Origin of the sequence: Actinomadura soli, from assembly GCF_005889715.1 — a bacterium.
Lineage (GTDB): Bacteria > Actinomycetota > Actinomycetes > Streptosporangiales > Streptosporangiaceae > Spirillospora > Spirillospora soli.
The window spans coordinates 12,907-29,980 of sequence record NZ_VCKW01000043.1; the positions used below are offsets into that span (position 1 = coordinate 12,907).

The following is a 17,074-nucleotide window of genomic DNA, read 5'->3' on the forward strand; positions in this document are numbered from 1 at the left end:
GATGATGACACTGTCACGATGACAGTGTCAAGCTGATTTCAAGATCGACTCCGGAAAGTCCTTGCTGGAACCGCCGGGCCGTCGCACGCTTGTGCCTCCAGGTGCGGCTTCGGGGGCGAGGAGAAGGGGCCTTGCGGTGGGCGGCGGCGGTGTGGGCGTTTCGAGCGCCGGGGCCTCGGCCCTGTACCGCTACCGTGCGCTGGCGGGGGAGCATCGCTGGGAACGACGTGCGGTGCGCGCCGTGCTGGCCTGTGGTGCGGGAGTCGTCGCGGTCGGCCTGAGCGTCTGGTGGGTGGGGATACTGGTCGCCGTTCTCTTCTTCGCCGTGCATGCGACGTATGCGAGATACCGGCCAGGCCCTGTGACCAACTGGCGACGAGGTGCCTCGGCCGAACGGCGCACTGGAAGAAGGCTGTCGCGCCTGGATCCGGCCGGCTTTCATGTTCTGCATGACCGGGCCTTCTCGGACGATCCTGTGCCGACGACGAACCTCGATCACCTGGTGGTCGGCTTGTCCGGCATCTATGCGATAGCGAGCAGGCGGTTCCGCTGGGGCGCTCGACTGCACACCGAACAGAACCGGCTGTGGACGGGGTCCAGGCCCGTGACCGGGGTGACCGCTGCGGCGGCGCACGCCGCCGAGACGGTGGCCGCGCTGCTCTCCGAGGAGTTGGACCAGGATGTTCAGGTCACACCGATGGTCGTCGTACACGGGGCACGGGTTGCACGGGACGGTGTAAGGCACGGGCGAGTGCTGTTCCATGCGGCAAGGAGCATCCCGCGAGCAATTGCAGGGGAGCCGGTCATCTACACCAGCGCGCAAGTGGCTACCCTGGCGGCGGCCGCTGAACGGCGACTGCCGCCGATGATGGAAATACTCCTTCCGGAGTGAGTGTGGATTTCCGTACCCTTCGCTCTGCGTAGTTACGTCATCGCGTGTAGACATAACGGCCTGGTCGTCTAATGATCGACTCTGTCCGTACAAGGTCGGACAAAACGCTACTAACTCCGCGTCCAGGACACTCTGGAAAAGAGTGAGCGAAGTGGGGGAATGGTGTGCGACATCAGAGTTTGATCTATTGAATTAGCCCGTAAATGGCGCTCGCAGCCCTTACCTTCTGTGACATGGACGACCATCTCCTGGTCGAGGCACTGCGTGAGCACGACGCCGACGCGCCCGCCGCGGTGTACGACGCCCATGCCGACCGCCTCTACGCCTACTGCTGGTTCCAGTTGCGTTGCAGGGACGCCGCCCAAGTGGCGCTGCGCGACACGTTCGTCGTGGCGGAGGCGCACATCGGCAGGCTGCGTGACCCGGACCGGTTCGGGCCATGGCTCTACGCCATCGCCAGGCTGGAGTGCGCGCGGCGCATGCCGCCCAGAGAGCAGGCGCCGGACGTACCGGTGGCCAGCCACGACCAGGAGGACGTCGACCAGCGCATCATGGCCTGGCAGGCGGTTCTGGCGCTGCCGCCCGTCTCGCGGGAGATTCTGGAGCTGAGAGTCAGGCACCAGCTGTCCGTCCCCGACCTCGCCGCGGTGTTCGACGTCCCGCTGAAGGACGCCCAGTCGACGCTTGAACGCGCGCATGCCGAGCTGGAAGAGGCGTTGACCGCCGAGATACTCGCGCACCAGGGGCCGTACGGTTGCGCCCAGCGGGCCCGGCTGCTGCGAGAACGGCGCGGCGAGTTCAACCATGCCCTGAACGGCCGACTGATGAAGCACGCCGAGGAGTGCTCCGTCTGCGGAGCGTTCCGCCCGCGCACGGTGTCGGCGGCCAAGGTGTACGGGCTACTGCCGGACGCCGACCTCGCAACGGAACTGCGTCTCCGGGTCATGAGCTGCTTCCTGGATCCGGAACTCGTCGGCTTCAGGCTCTTCGTCGCCACCCGGGTCACCGAGTTCACCGCCGACGGGTTCCCCGTCCAGTCCGGGCAGCCGGCGGGTCCGCTGGGAAGGTCGGGTCCGAAAGGGCTCTTCCGGCCTCGTCGCTTCCGCAGGAAGAACTCCCGGCCGAAGGCAGCCCTGCCCGAGGAAGGCGACTCCAGGTCGGCCGGCCTTGGCGCCCACGCCGTTCGTGTGGTTTTGGTGCTCACGGCGATAGCCGTTCTTGCCGGGGGCGGTGTCGCTTCCATCTACGGGCTGTTCGGCGCAGGACGGCGTGACCTGGACCACGTCGCCGGTCCGCGTCCGACCGTGTTCCCAGGCGCTTCGCAGGCACCAGGCCCAGGACACCCGTCCGCGGACCAACCGGATGCTGCCGCTCACCTGGACGTCGCTCCAGTGTCCGCCACATTCCCCTTGGGCTCTCGGGTCTCGTCCGCCCCGCCGACCGCTCTGCCGACTCCGTCCGGACCCGCAGGTGAACCGACGGGTTCCCCCGCAAAGGGCGCGCTGGCGGTCTCCCCGCTCTACCTGGATCTGGCAGGAGGCGCGGACGGTTCCGTAGAGCTGCGAGCAGAGGGCGGACCGGTGTCCTGGCAAGCGAAGAGCCGCGCGCCTGTGCGAGTCGACCCCACGTCGGGACACTTGAGGGCCGGCCAGAGCATGACCGTACGCGTGCACGTCTCGCGCCAGCAGACCTCCCGCGGGAACGGCACCATCACATTCTTCCCAGGAAGGAAGCAGGTGCAGGTCACCTGGCGGCCCGCCGCTCCTGGCCCGGGCCCTACACCTTCGCCTACGCCGACGGGTTCCGGCCCTGGAAAACCGTCCACTCCGCCTGGCACGCAGCAGCCGACCAGCCCGCCGCCTTCGAGGCCCAAGCCTCCATCGTCCCGCCCCCCGTCCTCCGATCCTCCATCGTCCAAGCCGCCGTCGTCTCCAGAGCCGTCGCCTTCCGGGCCACCGCCGTCTGACGGCGGACCTGACCCGTCTCCGTCCACGGAACCGCCTTCGTCGACCAGGTCCACAGCTCCCAGCACGAGCACGACACCCAGTTCCTGATCGGCCGAGCGGCTGGACGTACCTGTCATTGCCCGATTCAACTACTCCTCGTAGGAGATTGTTTGCGCTAAGCAATACATGTCAGGGGCAGGACGTGCGCATGGCATCTGGCGTAGCAAAGGCCCGTCGCGCGATTCCGTCCCCCTTCCGCGGTGCGGCGCTGCCGCTGATCGCCTTCTCCGCGACCCTCGCGCTCGGAATGAGCATGCAGGCGCCGACGGCGTCCGCCCGGCCCACCGCCGCCGACCCGGGTCCCAGCGCTCGCGACGTTGAACGAAGCGAGGACCGGGTCAGGGCAAGGGCAGCCGAAGTCGGACGGACGAAAGCCATGCTCGCGCAGGCCGACGGCGAACTGGACCGGCTCGCCGTCGCCGCGGAGGCCGCGATAGAGCGCTACAACGGAGAGCGGCTCAAACTGCAACGGTCGCAGCAGGCGTACAGGGACACCCAGGCGCGACTGGGCGAGGCCAACCGAAGATTAGAGGGGACACGCGCCGAACTGGCGTCGTTCGCTGCGCAGGCCTACCGCAGCAACACCGGCTACAACCAGATGCCATTGGCGCTTGCCGGCAACGGTGGCCCCCAAGGCTCCATGGATCGCGCCGCGATGGTCGAGCTGCTCGCCGAACGACGGGCCGCAATGCTCGACCGGGTGGAAGCGTCCAGGAACGTCGCCGACGTGTTCCGCCGCCAGGCGCAGGCGGCGTTCGCCGAGCAAAGCACCGCGACGAAACGTGCCGACGAGGCCAGGCAAGCCGCGCAGGACGCAGTGGCCAAGCAGCAAGCGTCCGTGCAGCGCATCGAGGCAGAGAAGCGCCGTCTTGAGCGCCGTCTTGGAAGCGCTCAGGCTCACGCGGCCCGGGTCAAGCGCGCGCGGGAACGGGCGTTGGAAAAGGTAGAGACACGCAAGATTCGTTCCGAATTCACCGGTTCACAACGGCCCGTCGCGGGCGGGCCCACGACGGCGGCCCGTGGTGTCATCGTGGTGCGAGCGGCACTCAAGTGGCTCGGTACCCCGTACTCGTGGGGCGGGGGCACTGTGGACGGTCCGAGCTACGGCGTGGCACAGGGAGCGGGAACAGTCGGCTTCGACTGCTCCGGCTTGGCAATGTACGCGTGGCACAAAGCCGGTGTACGGCTCGACCACTGGACGGGTACACAGTGGACGTCCGGGCCCCACGTTCCCATCGACGAGCTGCTCCCCGGTGACCTCGTCTTCTTCGCGACCGACACGTCCGATCCCGCCACCATCCACCATGTGGGCATCTACGTCGGCAAGGGTCGGATGGTCGAGGCGCCCTACACCGGTGCAAGGGTGCGCATATCGGGAATCCACCGAGGCGACTTGATCGGCGCGACCCGTCCCGCCCTCTGAGCCGTGGGCACGTCGCTGACCGAGCCACCGCGCAGCGCCGGCCGAGACCACGTGTAGGGCTACCGGGACCGAGCGCCTGGTTGCTGGACTGGGGTGCGATGGAAGACGAGAACCCTTCCGCAGGGGATTCCGTGCGGAAGGGTTCTTCGCATTCGTGTCACATCGGCGCGGGAGCGGTTCGGCACCGTTGACCACGTGCGGCTTGGCGCAGCCGGGTCGGTCTATGCGCAGGAGGCGGCCTGGCGGCCGGTGGGGGCCGCGCTCAGTGGCCGCCCCGATCCGCCTCGCGCTTGAGGGAACGCTCGATCTCCTGTTCGGCCTCGACGCGTCCGACCCAGCTGGCGCCCTCGACGGACTTGCCGGGCTCCAGGTCCTTGTAGACCTCGAAGAAGTGCTGGATCTCCAACCGGTCGAACTCGGCGACGTGGTGGATGTCGCGCAGGTGCTCCATGCGGGGGTCGGTCGCGGGCACGCACAGGACCTTGTCGTCGCCACCGGCCTCGTCGGTCATCCGGAACATGCCCACCGCGCGGCAGCGGATGAGGCAGCCGGGGAACGTCGGCTCCTGCAGCAGCACCAGTGCGTCCAGGGGATCGCCGTCCTCGCCGAGGGTGTGTTCGATGAACCCGTAGTCGGCCGGGTACTGCGTCGAGGTGAACAGCATCCGGTCGAGCCGGATGCGCCCGGTCTCGTGGTCCACCTCGTACTTGTTCCGCTGGCCCTTCGGGATCTCAATGGTGACGTCGAAATCCAAGATGTCCTCCGCTCCCTGCGCGCGCGCAGTGAATAGTCTTTCGGGAGCCCGTGGGCGAGGCCGTCCCCACAGGTGAGTGTTTCCCTTATATAAGGATGTCGCACGTTGGTGAGTGCTGAGTGGGAGAGGGACGGTCACGTGCCTGGACGGGCCGGTGCCCTCGCAGTCCTGTCGCTGTGCCTCCTTAACGTTTTCGCTGTCGCCGCTGGGTCTGCAGTGGTGAAACTCACACCTGACCGGCGTCTCACCGCGCAGCCGCCCAGCGTGGCCGTTCGTGACCTCGTGCGGGCGCCCGTGTCGGCGGCGTTCCCTGCGGCCGAGCTCACGGACGGCCGGCCGCCGAACGCGTCCGTCCTGGCGGGACGGCTCTCCGCGCTGATCGGCGGTCCGAGCGCGAAGATGAACGCCGTGGTCATCGACGTGGCGACCCGCCGGTCACTGTTCGAGTGGCGCGCCGACCGGCCCGCGACACCGGCCTCGACCACGAAACTGGTGACGTCGGTGGCGGCACTGGCATCTGTCGGGCCCGCGCACAGGATCACCACGCAGGTCGTGCGGGGTGCCGGTGGCGGGATCGTACTGGTCGGTGGCGGGGACCCGACATTGACGGCCCTTCCTGCGCGTCCTGACGCGAGCCATCCGCCGTATGCGTCCCTCGCGGACCTGGCCAGGCAGACGGCCACCGCGCTGAAGACGTCCGGTGCGGAACGCGTGCGCGTGGACTACGACACGTCCGCCTACCAGGGGCCACGTACAGCAGCGGGGTGGAAGCCCAACTACGTGCCTGACGGAGAGGTCGCGCCGGTCACTGCATTGGCGGTTGACGAAGGACGCGTGGCTCCATCTGACCCGTCCAAGAAGACGCGGGTCCCCGATCCAGCGGCCGCTGCCGCGAAGCAGTTCGCCCGGTTGCTTTCCAAGTACGGGGTCAGCGCGAAGGCGGGGCGCAGCATCGTCGCGCAGAAGGGGGCGCAGCGGCTCGGTGCCGTCCAGTCACCGCCGATGTCCGCGCTGGTGGAGCATTTGCTGACCGATAGCGACAACGACGTGGCTGAGGCGGTGGCCAGGCAGGTCGCCATGAAGCTGGGCCGCCCGGCGACGTTCGCGGACGCTGCGCAGACCGTCCAGCAGGTACTCGCCAGGCTCGGCGTCGCGCAGGGGGTTCTGGTCAACGACGGCAGCGGGTTGTCCACGCGTAACCGCATCTCGCCTATCGCACTGGCCCACCTTGTCTCGATCGCCGCAGGCGAGAAGAACCCAGAGCTCCGTTCTGTCGTCACCGGCCTGCCGATCGCCGGCTTTTCCGGCACGCTGAGCCCGCCGCGCTACACCGTCGCGGCCAGCCGGGCAGGCGCGGGCATGGTCCGCGCCAAGACGGGCACGCTGGCGGGCGTCAGCGCGCTTGCGGGGCTTGCGTACGACGTCGACGGCCGGCTGCTCGCCTTCGCGTTCATGGCGGGAGACGGCAAGGGACCGGTCGATCCGGGAAAGCTGGACCAGCTGGCGGCTGCCATTGCGGCCTGCGGCTGTGGTTGACCGCTCTGACAGGCACCTGGTGGTTTGCGGTGGTGTGTGGGCGGGGCCGTACGGGAGATAACCAGAACGGTTGTTCGTTGAACGACTGTGCAGGGCGCTCCGGCGCCGCGTCCGAAACGTACGGTGGAGTACATGAGCGCCTCAATGATCGACTGGAACGTGGCGGTCCAGGCCGGGACCCGGCTCGTCAGGCCGGGGCCGCAGGTCAGCCATGCCGAGGCCCGCGAGGTCGTGGCGGAGCTGCGCGCGCTGTCGAAGATCGCCCACGGGCATGTCCGGGACTTCACCGGCATGGCCTCCGAGCTCGATCCGGACCCGGCGACGATCGTGGACAGGCCCGGTTGGATCCGGGCCAACGTCGACGGTTTCCGCGTGGTGCTCGAACCGCTCATGGAGCAGATGTCCGAGCGGCGCGGGCCCGGAGCGCTCGGCGGCGCGGGCAACGTCGTCGTCCAGGCCGTGGGCTCCCGCGTCACCGGCATGCAGGTCGGCGCGATCCTCGCCTACATGGCCAGCCGTGTCCTCGGCCAGTACGAGCTGTTCCTGCCACCCGACCCGTCCGGACGTGCCCCGACAGGACGGCTGACACTGGTCGCGCCCAACATCGTGCACGTCGAGCAGGAACTCGCTGTGGAGGCGCATGACTTCCGACTATGGGTCTGCCTGCACGAGGAGACGCATCGCGCCCAGTTCACCGGTGTTCCGTGGCTGCGCGAATACGTGCAGGACCAGATGACCCAGTTCCTGCTCGCCTCCGACCTCGACCCGGGCGTCATGCTGGACCGCATCCGCGACGCTGCCGAAGCAGTCGCGGACGCCGTGCGCGGCGGCGACGCCAACCTCATCGACGCGATCCAGAGCCCGGAGCAGCGCGCCATCCTCGACCGTCTCACCGCGGTGATGACGCTGGTCGAAGGGCACGGCGACTACGTCATGGACGCCGTCGGCCCAGAGGTCGTGCCGTCGGTACAGCAGATCCGGTCCCGCTTCCAGGGGCGGCGGGACGGCGGCTCCAAGCTCGACAAGACGATCCGGCGCCTTCTCGGTATCGACCTGAAGATGAAGCAGTACGCGGAAGGTTCGCGGTTCGTCCGGCGGGTCGTCACCGAGGTCGGCATGAGCGGGTTCAACCAGGTGTGGCAGTCCCCGGAGACGCTGCCCACGCACGACGAGATCAAGGAACCGACCCTGTGGATGGACCGCGTCATCGGCCCACGCGCCCTCGACGCGCCGCCTAAGGCGAACGAAGCCTGACCGTACGAGAACCGAGTCGAACGGCGCCCTGGCTTAGGCGGCGGCCTGGCCCGGGGAACTCCTGCGGGCGCGGCCGGGCGCGGCACGCCGCGTGGTGGTAGAGGTTTCACATGGGGCCTGATCCGGCAGTGGCGGCGGTACGTGTCGCAGTGAGGCGCGTCCTGGCCGACCTTCCCAAGGACGCGGTGGTGGTCGCCGCGTGCAGCGGCGGTGCCGACTCCCTCGCGCTCGCCGCTGCAGTGGCCTTTGAGGCGCCCAGAGCGGGACGCCTGGCCGCCGGTGTCACGATCGACCACGGCCTCCAGGACGGCTCTGCAGAGCGCGCTGACGGCGTCGTCCGGACCATGGCGGACCTTGGCCTGGACCCCTCCGGATCTATCGCGGTCACGGTCGATGGACCGGGCGGACCGGAGAACGCGGCCCGCGACGCCCGCTACAGAGCGCTCGACAAGGCCGCTGACCGGCTGGGCGCTGCGGCCGTCCTGCTCGGGCATACGCAGGATGACCAGGCCGAGACCGTCCTGCTGGGTTTGGCGCGTGGTTCGGGAGCGCGATCGCTGTCCGGCATGCCGGCCGCGTTCACCCGCCCTGTCGCCACAGGTGATGGCGGGGAGGAGCGGACCGTCCGCTATCTGAGGCCCTTGCTCGAGCTCGACCGCGGGACGACGCGCAGGGCGTGTGAGGCGATGGGACTCGAACCTTGGGACGACCCCCACAACGTCGACCCCGCCTACGCGCGCGTGCGTGTACGCCATGAGGCTCTGCCTGCCCTGGAGAAGGCTCTGGGCCCCGGCGTGACCGAAGCCCTGGCGCGCACGGCGAAGATGCTGCGCGATGACGCGGACGCCCTCGACGAACTGGCCGCCCGGGCCTACGACGAATTTGAGTCCCCCGAAGACGGCCACTCCGTAGCGCTCCGCCTGGAAGGGCTCGAAGACCTGCCCAGAGCCGTCCGTACACGTGTAATGCGGATGGCGGCGGTCAAGGCGGGAAGCCCACCGGGTACGCTCGCGGCCGTCCATGTCGATGCAGTCGATCGGCTGGTCACGGCCTGGCACGGCCAGCGGCACGTGGATCTGCCCGGGGGGCTTCGAGCCGTTCGGCGGTATGGGAGGCTGCTGTTCGGCCCGGTTTGACATCGCGCCGTGTGCGAATCGTCACATGAACGTCGCACGGCGCGTCCGTTGCGTGGACGGCGAAAACGGCGCGCGGCGATGTCCGTCCCTCAGGACGGGCGAGGTCAGAGCGATGAGGGTGGGGTAGTGGACGAGAAGGACCTGGGCACGGACCTGGCGAAGGTGCTCATCCCGGAGGCCGACCTGCAGGCCAAGGTGCAGGAGCTCGCCGGGCAGATCGACGCCGACTACGCGGGCAGGGATCTGCTCCTCGTCGGGGTCCTCAAGGGCGCCGTCATGATCATGGCCGATCTGGCGCGGGCCCTGCACTCGCCCGCCTCGATGGACTGGATGGCCGTGTCGTCGTACGGCTCGGGGACGAAGTCGTCAGGCGTCGTGCGCATCCTCAAGGACCTCGACACCGACATCCTCGACCGGCACGTCCTGATCGTCGAGGACATCGTCGACTCGGGCCTGACCCTGTCCTGGCTGGTGAGCAACCTGCGCTCGCGTGACCCCGCGTCGCTGGAGATCTGCGCGCTGCTGCGCAAGCCGGAGGCGGTCCGGACCGAAGTCGAGGTCCGGTACGTGGGGTTCGACATCCCGAACGAGTTCGTCATCGGCTACGGGCTCGACTACTCGGAGAAGTACCGGAACCTGCCGTTCGTCGGCACACTCGCCCCGCACGTGTACGGCGGGGGGTCCTAGCACGTCCCAGGGGCCCTACAGGCGGCGTCAGGGAACAAAGGGACCGTGACGAATCGTTGCAAAGGTCGTTGACGGGTATATGGAAGGGATGCAGGAGAACGGCGTCGGCTGCGTCTTCTGCATCCTGCGGTGTACCGTCGTTGTCCCGGACCCTCGGGTCGGGGTGCCACACGAGGGAAGCCGTCACGGCGGCTCCGGAGCCCCCGGGCGTCGGGCCGCTCGTGGGACGCTTTTTGTTGGTCGCCCCGGCGTCCGTCCCCCGGGACGGACGAGGATCGTACACATTCGTTGGTCAGGAGGGACGGGCCCCGGAGGGGTAACCGGATAAATGGACGTGAAGCGCTACTTTCGCGGGCCGCTGCTGTGGATCCTGCTGTTCGGCCTCTTGGTCGCCCTCGTCATGTGGGGCGTCAACCCCGGCCGTTCCTACGAGAAGGTCGATACCTCCAAGGTCGTCCAGGAGATCAACGCGGGGCAGGTCAAGTCCGCCAAGATCATTGACAAGGACCAGCGGATCGAGCTGACGCTCACCAACGGCAAGCAGCAGCAGGCCTCCTGGGTCGACGGCCAAGGCCTCCGCCTCCAGGAGCAACTGCAGAAGCAGGCCGACGCGGGCAAGCTGTCCGGTGGTTACAACGTCGACGTGCCGAAGCAGAGCTTCTTCCTGAACCTGCTGTTCAGCCTGCTGCCGATCGTCGTCATCGTGCTGATCTTCCTGTTCATCATGAACCAGATGCAGGGCGGCGGCTCCCGGGTGATGAACTTCGGGAAGTCCAAGGCCAAGCTCATCACCAAGGACACCCCGAAGACCACCTTCGCCGACGTGGCCGGGGCCGACGAGGCCCTGGAGGAACTGGAAGAGATCAAGGACTTCCTGCAGAACCCGGCGAAGTTCCAGTCCATCGGCGCCAAAATCCCCAAGGGCGTGCTTCTGTACGGCCCGCCCGGCACCGGTAAGACGCTGCTCGCGCGCGCGGTGGCCGGTGAGGCCGGCGTCCCCTTCTACTCGATCTCCGGCTCGGACTTCGTCGAGATGTTCGTCGGCGTCGGCGCGTCCCGCGTCCGCGACCTGTTCGAGCAGGCCAAGACCAACGCGCCCTCGATCATCTTCATCGACGAGATCGACGCCGTCGGCCGGCACCGCGGCGCGGGCCTCGGCGGCGGCCACGACGAGCGCGAGCAGACCCTGAACCAGCTGCTGGTCGAGATGGACGGGTTCGACGTCAAGGGCGGCGTGATCCTGATCGCCGCGACGAACCGTCCCGACATCCTCGACCCGGCGCTGCTGCGTCCCGGCCGGTTCGACCGCCAGGTCACCGTGGACCGCCCGGACCTGGAGGGCCGCAAGGGCATCCTGCGCGTGCACGGCCGCGGCAAGCCGTTCGCCCCGGACGTCGAGCTGGACATCATCGCGCGCCGCACCCCGGGCTTCACCGGCGCCGACCTGGCCAACGTGATCAACGAGGCCGCGCTGCTCACCGCGCGCTTCGACCGCAAGCTGATCGACATGGACACCCTGGAGGAGTCCATCGACCGCGTCATGGCCGGGCCGGAGCGCAAGACCCGCGTGATGTCGGAGAAGGAAAAGAAGATCATCGCCTACCACGAGGGCGGGCACGCGCTGGTGGCGCACGCGCTGCCGAACTCCGACCCCGTGCACAAGGTGACGATCCTTCCGCGTGGACGGGCCCTGGGCTACACCATGACCCTCCCCATGGAGGACAAGTTCCTCACGACGCGTTCGGAGATGAACGACCAGCTCGCCATGCTGCTCGGCGGGCGTACCGCGGAGGAACTGGTCTTCCACGAGCCGACGACAGGCGCCGCCAACGACATCGAGAAGGCGAGCTCGATCGCCCGCAACATGGTGACCGAGTACGGCATGAGCGAGCGTCTGGGCGCACGCAAGTTCGGCACCGGCCAGGGTGAGGTCTTCCTGGGCCGCGACATGGGGCACGAGCGCGACTACTCCGAGGACATCGCGTCCGCCATCGACGACGAGGTCCGCCGCTACATCGAGGCCGCGCACGACACGGCGTGGGAGATCCTCGTGGAGTACCGGGACGTCCTGGACGAGCTCGTCGTCAACCTCATGGAGAAGGAGACCCTCTCCAAGGAGCAGGTGCTGCGGATCTTCGAGCCCATCCAGAAGCGGCCGCACCAGAACTCCTACACCGGCTATGGCAAGCGGCTGCCGTCCGACCGCCCGCCGATCATGACGCCGAAGGAACTGGCACTGCTCGGCCCGCAGGACGTCACCGACCTGACCAAGAACAACGGCCAGGGCGGCGTCGCTTCGGAGGCCGCTGACCCGGCCCAGGGCGAAAGCTGACCGCGTTGGCTCATCCGCGGGACGAAGGACCGGCGCACGGCGAACCGGGGGACGAGGCATCGTCCCCCGGTGACCCGTCCGCGGGCACTGAGCAGGACCGGTGGACGGCGGGCGAGAAAACCGCGCGTGAGGCGGAGAAGGTGAAGGCCGCGCGTGACGCCGGCCGTGCGTTCGTCGAAGGCGAGGCACGGATCCTGGAGGAGCCGCCAGGGTTCGACCATGCTCGGATCGAGAAGGCCGTCCGGGAGATCCTGATCGGGATCGGTGAGGACCCTGAGCGCGACGGGCTCCGCGAGACACCGGCCAGGGTGGCGCGCGCGTACGCCGAACAGTTCGCGGGCCTGCGGCAGCAGCCGGAGGACGCGCTGACGACGGTGTTCGACGCCGACCACGAAGAGATGGTCTTGGTGAAGGACATCGAGGTGTACTCCGTTTGCGAGCATCACCTGGTGCCGTTCCACGGGGTGGCTCACGTGGGCTACACGCCCAACAAGAGGGGCCAGATCACCGGCCTGTCGAAGCTGGCACGCCTGGTGGACGTGTACGCGCGTCGCCCGCAGGTACAGGAGCGGCTGACCAGCCAGGTGGCAGACGCGCTGATGAGCGTGCTGGAGCCGCGCGGCGCGATCGTGGTGATCGAGGCCGAGCACCTGTGCATGACGATGCGCGGCGTGCGGAAACCGGGCGCGAAGACGGTGACGTCGGCGGTCCGCGGCGACTTCCGTGATCATGCCGAAACGCGGTCCGAGGCGATGAGCTTGATTCTCGGGCGTTACTGACCGTCCACCCGGCCCCAGGGGCATCGAACGTGTGAACGGGCCTCAGCGTCGCTCTGAGGCCCGTTCCGGCGTTCTCGGGCGGGGACTGCCGGGCGAGCCGGGCGGCGGAGGCGCCGCCCGGCCGGGCGAGTTCAAGGCATAGGGTTGGGTCCATGACCATCGCCACTGTTCCGGGGCTGCCCGCGCCAGGGCGCTGCCTCGTCATGGGCGTGGTCAACGTCACCCCCGATTCGTTCTCGGACGGCGGGGCCTGGTTCGACCCGGAGAAGGCCGTCGCCCACGGGCTGGACCTCGTCGCGGAGGGCGCCGACATCGTCGACGTCGGCGGTGAGTCCACGCGCCCCGGAGCGCAGCGCGTGTCCAGGGACGAGGAACTGCGTCGAGTGGTTCCCGTCATAGAGGCGCTCACCGACGAGAACGTGCCGGTGAGTGTCGACACCATGCGCGCCGAAGTGGCGGAGGCGGCCCTCGATGTGGGCGCCCGGCTGGTGAACGACGTCAGCGGTGGGCTGGCCGATCCGCAGATGCCTCAGGTCGTCGCCACGGCAGGCGTTCCCTACGTCGTGATGCACTGGCGTGGTCACAGCCATGACATGCAGTCGCGCGCCGTCTATGAGGACGTGGTGCGGGAGGTGCGCGACGAACTGCTGAGCAGAGTCGACGCGGTGCTGGCCGAGGGCGTCGACCCGTCGATGATCGTGCTCGACCCAGGGCTCGGTTTCGGTAAGAACCCGGTGGCCGGGCACAACTGGTCGTTGCTTGCGCATCTGGACGCTCTCACCGCACTCGGCTATCCCGTCCTGGTCGGGGGGTCTCGCAAGAACTTCCTCACCAGGCTTCTGGCTGAGCCTGATGGGACGCGTCGTCCATTCCTCGAATGCGACGACGCCACCGTCGCCGTCACATCGCTGGCCGCCGCCGCCGGTGCGTGGTGTGTGCGGGTCCACCGCGTCCGCCCGAACGCGGACGCCGTGCGCGTGGCGGCCGCGTTCCGCGCCGCCCGTCCCGCCGATGAAGACGGTCCTGAGCAAGCCGTAGCTGACGATCACGCCGACCACGGGAGTCAGCGTCCATGAGCCATGCCGTGAACCGTGCCGATGTGGACGAGGTCCACGCGGAGTTCTATGCGGCGTTCGAGGCCGGTGACTTCGACCGCATGTCCGACGTATGGGCGGACGGCCCGTACGCCGACGGCGTCTCCTGCGTCCATCCCGGCTGGACGATGCTGCGCGGACGCGAAGAGGTGCTGCGTTCCTGGGCGCTCATCATGGCCAACACGACCTACATACAGTTCGTGCTCACCGACGTGGAAACCGACGTCTACGGTGACCACGCGGTGGTGACGTGCAAGGAGAACGTCCTCACCGCCGACGAGGACACCGAGGCCGGGTTCCTCGCGGGGGGAAGCATCGTCGCCACCAACGTGTTCGTACGGGCGGACGGAGAGTGGAGGCTGCTGCTCCACCACGGTTCCCCTGTCCTCAACGTCGCGGATGCAGAGGAAGAATGAGTCTCGACCGCATCGAGCTGCGCGGCCTGAGGGCGCGAGGACGGCACGGATGCCTTCCCGCGGAGCGCGAACTCGGGCAGGAGTTCGTGGTGGACGCCGTCCTCGGTCTCGATACCCGCCCCGCCGCCGCCGGGGACGACCTTTCACGTACCGTCGACTACGGAACGCTCGCCGGCCGCCTCGTCGCCGCCGTCGAGGGAGAACCCGTCAACCTGCTTGAAACTTTGGCAGACCGGTTGGCAACGATATGTCTGCAAGATAGGACGGTGTCCGAGGTGGAGATCACCGTCCACAAGCCGAGCGCCCCGGTGCCGCACCCCTTCACGGACGTGGCCGTGAAGATCAGGAGGAGTCGCCCATGACAGCGTCCGACCGCATGCCCGACCGCACCGCCACCGGCGGCCACATGCTGGTCGAGCACCGCGTCGTCTTCTCGATCGGCAGCAACCTCGGAGACCGCCTGGACAACATCCAGGAGGCCGTGGACGCGCTGTTCGACGCACCCGGGCTGAACTTCGTGGCCTTTTCCCCCGTGTACGAGACCACCCCGTACGCGCCGCCCGGCGAGACCCTCCCGGAACAGGGCGACTTCCTGAACATCGTGCTCATCGCCGACACGCGGCTGCCACCGGAGAACCTCCTCGAGCGCGTACTGAACATCGAGACGTCGATGCGGCGGGAACGCGAGGTCCGCTGGGGGCCGCGCACGCTCGACATCGACATCGTCGTCTTCGGCGACATCTCGTCCGATGACCCCGATCTGACGCTTCCGCACCCGCGCGCGCACGAGCGGGCGTTCGTGCTCGTTCCGTGGGCCGACATCGAACCGGACGTCCTGCTCCCCGGGCACGGACGCGTCGGTGACCTCGCCCAGGCCAAACAGTCGGAGGGTGGTCCATCGGCCGTTCGCCGCCGCGAGGACCTGGCCCTCCAGCAGCCTGCATGAAACCGTCCCGCCCCCTGTTCCTCGTCGCCCTCGTGGTCGTCATAGCGATGATCACCTGGGCGGTGTTGCGTTCCGCCTACCTGTCGCTGCCGCCGCTGCCGTGGACCGCTGTCCCCACCCTGCTGCTGCTGGCGCTCGGTGAGGCCTCCACCGGCCTGAACGTGCTGCGCCGCCTCCGCCGCAGACCGGACGGCAGACGCCGGCCGGACGAGCGCCGCAGGCCGTCGCCCAAACCGCTGGAGCCGATGGCGGTCGCGCGGCTCGCCGCCCTGGGCAAGGCCAGCGCGCACTCCGCAGCGGTCATCGCCGGCATCTTCGCCGGGTTCGCCGCCAGCCTCGCGTCGTCGCTCGACAAGCCGACGCCCCGCCAGGACTTCTTCGTCAGCGGCGGGACGTTCCTCGCCGCGGCCGTCCTGGTCGCCGCCGCGTTCTTCCTGGAGTACGCGTGCCGCGTGCCCAAGGACCCGGACGAAGAGGAACGCAACCGTGGAGCGTCCCGCGCCTGACCTCGCCCGGCCGCAGGAGGCTCCGGGCCGTCACTTGTCGATGTCGCCGACGACGAAGAACATCGAGCCGAGAATGGCGATCATGTCCGCGACCAGGTTGCCGGGCAGCAGCTCCTTCAGGACCTGGATGTTGTTGAACGACGCGGACCGCAGTTTCAGGCGCCACGGAGTTTTCTCGCCGCGCGACACCAGGTAGTAGCCATTGATGCCGAGCGGGTTCTCCGTCCAGGCGTAGGTGTGGCCCTCCGGGACCTTCAAGACCTTCGGGAGCCGCTGGTTGATGGGGCCGGGCGGGAGTGCTACCAGGCGGTCGAGGCACGCGTCGGCCAGGTCGAGGGACGCGTGGACCTGGTCCAGCAGGCATTCGAACCGGGCCAGGCAGTCGCCCTCCGAACGGGTGACCACGCGGACGTCCAGGTCCCCGTAGGCGAGGTACGGTTCGTCGCGGCGGAGGTCGAAGTCCAGACCCGACGCGCGTGCGATGGGCCCGGATACGCCGTACTGCAGGATCTGTTCCTGTGTGAGCACCCCGACGCCTCTCGTCCGGGCCCGGAAGATCTCGTTGCCCATGATGAGGTCGTCGATGTCGCCCATTCGGCCACGGACCTCGGACACCGCCTTCCGCGCGCGCGCAGTCCAACCGGCGGGAAGCTCCTCCTTCAGCCCGCCGACCCGGTTGAACATGTAGTGCATGCGCCCACCGGAGATTTCCTCCATCACCCGCTGCAACGTCTCACGCTCACGGAACGCGTAGAAGATCGGGGTGATGGCGCCTACCTCGAGCGGGTACGAGCCGAGGAACATCAGATGGTTGAGGATCCGGTTGAGCTCGGCGAGGAGCGTCCTCGCCCACACGGCGCGGGCCGGGACCTCCATTCCCAGCATCCGCTCCGCGGCGAGGACGACGCCGAGTTCGCTGGAGAACGCCGACAGCCAGTCGTGCCGGTTGGCCAGCACGACGATCTGCCGGAAGTCCCGGACCTCGAAGAGCTTCTCCGCTCCCCGGTGCATGTAGCCGATGATGGGTTCGGCCGCCGAGATGCGTTCGCCGTCCAGGGTCAGCCTCAGCCGGAGCACACCGTGCGTGGACGGGTGCTGGGGACCGATGTTCAAAGTCATGTCCTCGGTGGCGAGCTCCTTGGCGCCCGCACCGATCCCGACGATCCGTTCGGTGGTCATGGTCGCGTCTCCGCCGCTCCGGTCACCGCTTCATGGTCGCATGGCGAGCGGTACTCGTTATCCGATTGACTAGGAGGCAATGAACGCGAGCCACGGCGAACCGCCGTTCGAGCCCGCCGCGAACTCTGGAGCCC

Annotated in this window: 16 protein-coding genes; 14 read left to right on the forward strand and 2 right to left on the reverse strand. The window is 68.4% G+C overall.

The genetic code is table 11. The features are described from left to right. The first annotated feature begins 136 nt into the window (after positions 1–136). The 3 genes from ETD83_RS11220 (at position 137) to ETD83_RS11230 (ending at position 4,321) form a co-directional block, all read left to right on the forward strand. Positions 137–892, forward strand: a complete 756-nt coding sequence (locus ETD83_RS11220; protein WP_171064145.1) for a nuclease-related domain-containing protein — start codon at positions 137–139, stop codon at positions 890–892. A 233-nt stretch (positions 893–1,125) separates the two neighbouring features. After that, complete coding sequence (locus ETD83_RS11225) at positions 1,126–2,946, forward strand: sigma-70 family RNA polymerase sigma factor (protein ID WP_138645018.1); 1,821 nt, start codon at positions 1,126–1,128, stop codon at positions 2,944–2,946. Between the two features lie 100 nt (positions 2,947–3,046). Beyond that, positions 3,047–4,321: a C40 family peptidase gene (locus tag ETD83_RS11230; protein WP_138645019.1), complete on the forward strand. Its 1,275-nt coding sequence runs from the start codon at positions 3,047–3,049 to the stop codon at positions 4,319–4,321. 262 nt (positions 4,322–4,583) lie between these two features. On the opposite strand, the gene ETD83_RS11235 is transcribed toward ETD83_RS11230, so the two are convergent. Continuing rightward, positions 4,584–5,075, reverse strand: coding sequence for an inorganic diphosphatase (locus ETD83_RS11235; RefSeq protein WP_138645020.1), 492 nt, complete (start codon positions 5,073–5,075; stop codon positions 4,584–4,586). A gap of 264 nt (positions 5,076–5,339) precedes the next feature. On the opposite strand from ETD83_RS11235, the gene dacB reads away from it, so the two are divergent. The 11 genes from dacB (at position 5,340) to ETD83_RS11290 (ending at position 15,761) form a co-directional block, all read left to right on the forward strand. Continuing rightward, entirely contained in the window at positions 5,340–6,611 is a 1,272-nt protein-coding gene (gene dacB / locus ETD83_RS11240) for a D-alanyl-D-alanine carboxypeptidase/D-alanyl-D-alanine endopeptidase (protein WP_230420832.1), read from the forward strand. 144 nt (positions 6,612–6,755) lie between these two features. Beyond that, a complete protein-coding gene (locus ETD83_RS11245; RefSeq protein ID WP_138645040.1) occupies positions 6,756–7,865 on the forward strand; it encodes a zinc-dependent metalloprotease in 1,110 nt (369 codons plus the stop codon). A 110-nt stretch (positions 7,866–7,975) separates the two neighbouring features. Next, on the forward strand, positions 7,976–9,001 hold the full coding sequence (gene tilS / locus ETD83_RS11250; RefSeq protein ID WP_138645022.1) for a tRNA lysidine(34) synthetase TilS: 1,026 nt from the start codon (positions 7,976–7,978) through the stop codon (positions 8,999–9,001). 126 nt (positions 9,002–9,127) lie between these two features. Continuing rightward, positions 9,128–9,688, forward strand: coding sequence for a hypoxanthine phosphoribosyltransferase (hpt, locus tag ETD83_RS11255; RefSeq protein WP_138645023.1), 561 nt, complete (start codon positions 9,128–9,130; stop codon positions 9,686–9,688). A gap of 328 nt (positions 9,689–10,016) precedes the next feature. Then, the gene (gene ftsH, locus ETD83_RS11260; protein WP_138645024.1) at positions 10,017–12,020 is read left to right on the forward strand and encodes an ATP-dependent zinc metalloprotease FtsH; all 2,004 of its coding nucleotides are present in this window, start codon (positions 10,017–10,019) and stop codon (positions 12,018–12,020) included. A 191-nt stretch (positions 12,021–12,211) separates the two neighbouring features. Then, the gene (gene folE / locus ETD83_RS11265; RefSeq protein WP_132178704.1) at positions 12,212–12,799 is read left to right on the forward strand and encodes a GTP cyclohydrolase I FolE; all 588 of its coding nucleotides are present in this window, start codon (positions 12,212–12,214) and stop codon (positions 12,797–12,799) included. Between the two features lie 152 nt (positions 12,800–12,951). Then, positions 12,952–13,875: a dihydropteroate synthase gene (gene folP, locus ETD83_RS11270; RefSeq protein WP_138645025.1), complete on the forward strand. Its 924-nt coding sequence runs from the start codon at positions 12,952–12,954 to the stop codon at positions 13,873–13,875. Next, the gene (locus tag ETD83_RS11275; RefSeq protein ID WP_131966285.1) at positions 13,872–14,309 is read left to right on the forward strand and encodes a nuclear transport factor 2 family protein; all 438 of its coding nucleotides are present in this window, start codon (positions 13,872–13,874) and stop codon (positions 14,307–14,309) included. The genes folP and ETD83_RS11275 overlap by 4 nt, the downstream gene beginning before the upstream one ends. Beyond that, complete coding sequence (gene folB, locus ETD83_RS11280; RefSeq protein WP_138645026.1) at positions 14,306–14,671, forward strand: dihydroneopterin aldolase; 366 nt, start codon at positions 14,306–14,308, stop codon at positions 14,669–14,671. The genes ETD83_RS11275 and folB overlap by 4 nt, the downstream gene beginning before the upstream one ends. Beyond that, complete coding sequence (gene folK, locus ETD83_RS11285) at positions 14,668–15,255, forward strand: 2-amino-4-hydroxy-6-hydroxymethyldihydropteridine diphosphokinase (RefSeq protein ID WP_138645027.1); 588 nt, start codon at positions 14,668–14,670, stop codon at positions 15,253–15,255. The genes folB and folK overlap by 4 nt, the downstream gene beginning before the upstream one ends. Further along, a complete protein-coding gene (locus tag ETD83_RS11290; RefSeq protein ID WP_138645028.1) occupies positions 15,252–15,761 on the forward strand; it encodes a DUF3180 domain-containing protein in 510 nt (169 codons plus the stop codon). Before folK ends, ETD83_RS11290 begins: the two co-directional genes overlap by 4 nt. A 30-nt stretch (positions 15,762–15,791) precedes the next feature. Here ETD83_RS11290 and ETD83_RS11295 read toward each other — a convergent pair whose 3' ends face one another. Further along, positions 15,792–16,940 (reverse strand): NADH-quinone oxidoreductase subunit D, encoded by a 1,149-nt coding sequence (locus ETD83_RS11295; protein ID WP_138645029.1) that lies wholly within the window; start codon positions 16,938–16,940, stop codon positions 15,792–15,794. Positions 16,941–17,074 lie beyond the last annotated feature (134 nt).